This is a genomic window from Alkalibacterium sp. s-m-28 (genome assembly GCF_054658175.1).
In genome coordinates this window covers 1-6,728 of the sequence record NZ_BAAGIQ010000101.1, presented here as the reverse complement: position 1 = coordinate 6,728, position 6,728 = coordinate 1, and the positions used below count along the sequence as shown (strand labels likewise).

General features: G+C 35.7%; 2 protein-coding genes and 1 CRISPR repeat array. Both genes read right to left on the bottom strand.

Going from position 1 to position 6,728, the window contains the following annotated elements; translation table 11 throughout:
• Positions 1-155: 155 nt before the first annotated feature.
• Positions 156-5,135: direct repeats of the CRISPR family, unit length 36 nt; unit sequence ATTCCTTTATACCAAAAGATGAGAGAGTACCAAAAT.
• A 10-nt stretch (positions 5,136-5,145) separates the two neighbouring features.
• Positions 5,146-6,081 (bottom strand): hypothetical protein, encoded by a 936-nt coding sequence (locus ACYQ4S_RS10315; RefSeq protein WP_459770976.1) that lies wholly within the window; start codon positions 6,079-6,081, stop codon positions 5,146-5,148.
• Positions 6,078-6,386 carry a CRISPR-associated endonuclease Cas2 gene (gene cas2, locus ACYQ4S_RS10310; protein WP_346023641.1) on the bottom strand — a complete coding sequence of 103 codons (309 nt, stop codon included), beginning with the start codon at positions 6,384-6,386 and terminating at the stop codon, positions 6,078-6,080. The genes ACYQ4S_RS10315 and cas2 overlap by 4 nt, the downstream gene beginning before the upstream one ends.
• Positions 6,387-6,728 lie beyond the last annotated feature (342 nt).

The window sequence follows — 6,728 nt, the reverse complement described above, 5'->3', positions numbered from 1 at the left end:
GGAATGTTTGTTGGTAACTACATTTTACCAAAGAGAGGTGTCTTTTTCTGTACTTTTAAGTTCAATATTCTAACTGATCTTTACGGTAAAAGGATAGAACGTCGTTCTTAGGGGTGCGAAACTTGAGAATTAAACACAAACTAAATAGCGGTAACATTCCTTTATACCAAAAGATGAGAGAGTACCAAAATAGGGGGATAAAATAATGAACTATTACAGCGATTCCTTTATACCAAAAGATGAGAGAGTACCAAAATATGATAGCAATCAAGCCATACAAGCCGAATATTCCTTTATACCAAAAGATGAGAGAGTACCAAAATCGATATCTTTGCGCACCTTTCGTGAGTAGGATTCCTTTATACCAAAAGATGAGAGAGTACCAAAATCGCGAAATACTTCGAGGTAATAAATGATTTATTCCTTTATACCAAAAGATGAGAGAGTACCAAAATACCGGTCCACAGAGTTCTCCATTCTTCCTAATTCCTTTATACCAAAAGATGAGAGAGTACCAAAATTGAATGGGTGTACGTCTATGCCTTCAACCAATTCCTTTATACCAAAAGATGAGAGAGTACCAAAATCCTTATCGGGATTGTTTTTTCTCCACTCTCATTCCTTTATACCAAAAGATGAGAGAGTACCAAAATTGAAGAGCATAAGAAATACCAATGGGATGAATTCCTTTATACCAAAAGATGAGAGAGTACCAAAATTTGGAGGGAACTAATATGCCGTATCTTACGATTCCTTTATACCAAAAGATGAGAGAGTACCAAAATCAGGCAATGCCGTAGCCTTTTATCACAGGCATTCCTTTATACCAAAAGATGAGAGAGTACCAAAATCGTCACTGGCGTTATTATCCGCCCGTCTCATTCCTTTATACCAAAAGATGAGAGAGTACCAAAATCGTCACTGGCGTTATTATCCGCCCGTCTCATTCCTTTATACCAAAAGATGAGAGAGTACCAAAATCGGGAGAACGACACTAAGCAACGATAGTGCATTCCTTTATACCAAAAGATGAGAGAGTACCAAAATATGCTGATCACTATTCAGAATTAGCAGTAAATTCCTTTATACCAAAAGATGAGAGAGTACCAAAATAGAAGGACGAGCTGATTAAGGAGTGAATGGATTCCTTTATACCAAAAGATGAGAGAGTACCAAAATCACTCGTATACTTTTGAGGGATGACAGTAAATTCCTTTATACCAAAAGATGAGAGAGTACCAAAATCCCATTAACCTAGTATCGGTCATGTCCTTAATTCCTTTATACCAAAAGATGAGAGAGTACCAAAATCACTTAATCACCGCCTTTACTCCTGTTAAGATTCCTTTATACCAAAAGATGAGAGAGTACCAAAATAGCTTCCAACACAGGCATGTAATAAAAGTGATTCCTTTATACCAAAAGATGAGAGAGTACCAAAATTGCACCATAAATATAGGTATGATATACTATATTCCTTTATACCAAAAGATGAGAGAGTACCAAAATCGGTACCGTTGCGCACCTTTCGTCAACAGGATTCCTTTATACCAAAAGATGAGAGAGTACCAAAATCAATCCTCTCAGTTTTTGTTGAGACGGGTTATTCCTTTATACCAAAAGATGAGAGAGTACCAAAATTGTTTAACCCAGTTAGCAAAGCGAATTGGAATTCCTTTATACCAAAAGATGAGAGAGTACCAAAATCTGTGATTCATCCACACTGTAAATGTTCAAATTCCTTTATACCAAAAGATGAGAGAGTACCAAAATCTCCATCAGCGGAATTATCAAGACAGTCAATTCCTTTATACCAAAAGATGAGAGAGTACCAAAATCGACTGATCGAGTGGAGCCGATTTGGATGAATTCCTTTATACCAAAAGATGAGAGAGTACCAAAATTGGATTCGTGTCTTTTCCTAAAAATTCAAAATTCCTTTATACCAAAAGATGAGAGAGTACCAAAATGCGCTGAATATTTTCCAGACCTAGAAATAGATTCCTTTATACCAAAAGATGAGAGAGTACCAAAATGGGTCAACCTTCCCTTGATGTCTTTTAAAAATTCCTTTATACCAAAAGATGAGAGAGTACCAAAATCAAACGAACTCCCTGTTTTCTTCTGCATATATTCCTTTATACCAAAAGATGAGAGAGTACCAAAATAGCAATCCGCATGATGTTGACTGGCTGATCATTCCTTTATACCAAAAGATGAGAGAGTACCAAAATGACTTCCAGCATGTTGTCTGTTCTATGGTCATTCCTTTATACCAAAAGATGAGAGAGTACCAAAATGAGGAGTGAAACCAGTGATAAAAGTGACTTATTCCTTTATACCAAAAGATGAGAGAGTACCAAAATGTTGCGTTGCGTTGCAACACGTTCCTGTTGATTCCTTTATACCAAAAGATGAGAGAGTACCAAAATCCATTGCGGACGAAATACTTTATAATGATAATTCCTTTATACCAAAAGATGAGAGAGTACCAAAATTATTTAAAGCAGCGTTAATAATTTCTTGCTATTCCTTTATACCAAAAGATGAGAGAGTACCAAAATCTGTGTCCTCCTTGCTGTATTTTTCTAAAAATTCCTTTATACCAAAAGATGAGAGAGTACCAAAATGTGCTTCTGATAACTGTTGGACGTTCGTATATTCCTTTATACCAAAAGATGAGAGAGTACCAAAATCAACCATATTCACGTTAGCGTGTAGGTATAATTCCTTTATACCAAAAGATGAGAGAGTACCAAAATAAAGCACACGAGGACGCAACGAAAAACGGAATTCCTTTATACCAAAAGATGAGAGAGTACCAAAATGATAGCATTTGTGACTGTAGTAACCACGGTATTCCTTTATACCAAAAGATGAGAGAGTACCAAAATACGGCGTCCATTGCTTCCTGCATATCCAGCATTCCTTTATACCAAAAGATGAGAGAGTACCAAAATGACGTGTTACCTAGGATAAAATCGTCGTAAATTCCTTTATACCAAAAGATGAGAGAGTACCAAAATTACAGCTCTAATAGAAAGGAAGTACCTAATATTCCTTTATACCAAAAGATGAGAGAGTACCAAAATGTACTTTCTAACTTTGTTTTTCTCATGTTCATTCCTTTATACCAAAAGATGAGAGAGTACCAAAATCTCTTAAACCGACTAGTAACCCGGTTAAAAATTCCTTTATACCAAAAGATGAGAGAGTACCAAAATTGATGTGCAAGCCGTACTAAGTGATTTTAAATTCCTTTATACCAAAAGATGAGAGAGTACCAAAATAAAGACATACGAAATACTTAACTAAGACATATTCCTTTATACCAAAAGATGAGAGAGTACCAAAATAAGTGAGGGCATGAGCTTTAAAGCAGAGGAATTCCTTTATACCAAAAGATGAGAGAGTACCAAAATACTACGTGTGTTGAGCGATTTATGGTATAAATTCCTTTATACCAAAAGATGAGAGAGTACCAAAATTCAAAAGGAGACTGTGAAAAATGGAAATAATTCCTTTATACCAAAAGATGAGAGAGTACCAAAATACCCTGGAGCGGTTTTAGGCGCAGTCGGACATTCCTTTATACCAAAAGATGAGAGAGTACCAAAATCCAGTTGATTATAGTCTGTTCAGAAACTTTATTCCTTTATACCAAAAGATGAGAGAGTACCAAAATCTGGTGGAACGCCTACCTGGTCAAACAATAATTCCTTTATACCAAAAGATGAGAGAGTACCAAAATACTGGCGACCGCCAACGCTGGTCAATATCATTCCTTTATACCAAAAGATGAGAGAGTACCAAAATAGTTCCTCCTTCGCTACCTTCAACGCGTCGATTCCTTTATACCAAAAGATGAGAGAGTACCAAAATAGAAAGCCTCAGCAATTTGTGGGCGCATTTATTCCTTTATACCAAAAGATGAGAGAGTACCAAAATGCAATAGTACACATACCTCTTAATGTCCTCATTCCTTTATACCAAAAGATGAGAGAGTACCAAAATTAAACAAAGAGTTCTTCAGCTACTTCTCCAATTCCTTTATACCAAAAGATGAGAGAGTACCAAAATAACTCTCTAGGGGCAATGTATACAGAAGATGATTCCTTTATACCAAAAGATGAGAGAGTACCAAAATCCACAGGTAAGAAAGTGACTGCCGGACTAAATTCCTTTATACCAAAAGATGAGAGAGTACCAAAATTACGACTAAGAAGGTCGGTTTCCTAGCTAAATTCCTTTATACCAAAAGATGAGAGAGTACCAAAATCAGTTCCTCCTTTGCAATCTTCAATGCGTCATTCCTTTATACCAAAAGATGAGAGAGTACCAAAATTCCTATCGGGTTAATTATTGCCGCCATCGCATTCCTTTATACCAAAAGATGAGAGAGTACCAAAATGACGATTCAATCGAACAAAACCCAATTTATATTCCTTTATACCAAAAGATGAGAGAGTACCAAAATTGCCGATACGCTCGTTTTCGGTCTATCTGGATTCCTTTATACCAAAAGATGAGAGAGTACCAAAATTATATTCACCGGAACACTCAAATCATTTAAATTCCTTTATACCAAAAGATGAGAGAGTACCAAAATTCCACATAAATCTTATAAGCCGGTTCTTTATTCCTTTATACCAAAAGATGAGAGAGTACCAAAATCATAGATGCCTTTCATCCGGTCACCCCTTGATTCCTTTATACCAAAAGATGAGAGAGTACCAAAATCAGATATTGAAAGAGTCATCATAGACAGTTATTCCTTTATACCAAAAGATGAGAGAGTACCAAAATACAGAGTTGTTAATGGTAACATATCTAAGAATTCCTTTATACCAAAAGATGAGAGAGTACCAAAATCCTATTTATGATTTTAGAACAGAAGATGTCATTCCTTTATACCAAAAGATGAGAGAGTACCAAAATACCTTTAATAAAAGGTGAGATAGGCTGTTTATTCCTTTATACCAAAAGATGAGAGAGTACCAAAATTCGTTTGGCTTGATGCCATGCCCACCCGGAATTCCTTTATACCAAAAGATGAGAGAGTACCAAAATAACTATCGCCCATCTTAGTGAGCCGTTCCATTCCTTTATACCAAAAGATGAGAGAGTACCAAAATGCCATTTTCATTATACCCTACCAGTTGTAACCGTATCAATGAATTTAATAAATTCATCAGGAATGCCAGTGTAATCAACTTTGTATGGTATTTGTGTAAGATGTACTAATAAGAATAAGTAGATAAACACAGTTAGTTTATCCACAGACGACAGAGATAAAATCAATAGATTCTCGTCCGACTTATCCACAACGTCAATATACCACTTTTTTGCCACGTCAAACTCATCAGGGTCGAATATGAAGGGAAGCCACTCTTGAATAGTCGATCGATAGTTCTCCAGAACAACATGATTAATGACTTTTTCTTTGAACACAATATTGGACATTCCTCGAAATGGGTGTGTCGTTATAACGATAAATTGTTCAGGTGCAGCTTGTAAAAACTGATCTAACTTTTCCAGCTCTCTTAAATCGAAATGATTCTCAGGGCTAATTAATAAGAATAGATTTTTCTTGTCATTATTCAAATGTTTTGCAAGTTTAATTGTTTGTTTAAATTCGGTAATTCGATCAGAATGATTGAACTCCGTCGAGATATTCTTTTTCATCACTTTTTTACTAAAGTCATTCAGTTGTATCTTGATCTCATTACCGAAAGTATCGTTAAGAAATTGAACTTCTTCCTGAAGATCCTCCCAGCTTTCTACGAATTGCTTATAGATAGGAGAGAGTTCCATATAGGAATAAAATGATTCCAATAATTGCTTCTCATTATTGAAAATATTAGTTAACGGGAAAGAGTCGGAATAAGACATTATATTTAACTGGAAATCATTGCTGTTTAATCTCTCATTACCTTCGCGTAAATCGACTTTCTTATTCAAGAACGCCTCCCTAATATAATGAATACAGTCTTTCCATTCTTCAGGTTTGCCTTTTAGAATCGTTACTTTGTCGATCAATATCCTTGAATGAAAGTGATCATCAAATGTCCATTCTTTCATAATATCACCATGGTATTATCGCTTAGAGTATTTTCAGTTACAGTTTTATCTCCAACGAGTAGATACATTTTATTATACTGCTTTTCCGTCACAGCCATTGCCCTCACGGATCCATGAAATGGAAGGTTTTGTCTTAACGTAACCATATAGGTATCTAATGCACTTCGGTTAGGAAAAATCTTAGAGTAGACAGAGAATTGAACCATTGTGAAACCATTTGATATAAGGTATTTTCTGAAACGAGTGTAGGCGCGTCTTTCTTTACGTGTATTCATTGGCAAATCAAAAAATAACATAAGTCTCATGAATCTATATGGCGATCCCATTAGCTGGGTAAAGCAGTAGATCTGGATTTTCTTCATCCATCGATTTGATGTAACTTTGGATGAGAATGCTTATTGCATTAAGTATTGTTTGTTTTTGATTGCCAATCAAAATTTTGTTGTTACTTGTAGAAAAGCAAAATAATCCAGCCAGTAAATGTCACTTTATTCCGGCAGTTTTATTTAAGAAAATGAGGCAATTAAGCGACAGAATCTGTTTATTCCAGCACGTTTGTCAGTTTAGACCAGCGGATTGTCTTCTACAATAGTTACTAAAAAAAGTCCGAAGAGCATTGGGAGCGTATGCTCCTTTCTCTTCGGACT

What these genes read in the sequence shown, in the direction of transcription:
- ACYQ4S_RS10315 (WP_459770976.1), bottom strand. Translation starts at nt 6,081, where the DNA reads ATGAAAGAATGGACATTTGATGATCACTTTCATTCAAGGATATTGATC.
- cas2 (WP_346023641.1), bottom strand. Translation starts at nt 6,386, where the DNA reads ATGAGACTTATGTTATTTTTTGATTTGCCAATGAATACACGTAAAGAA.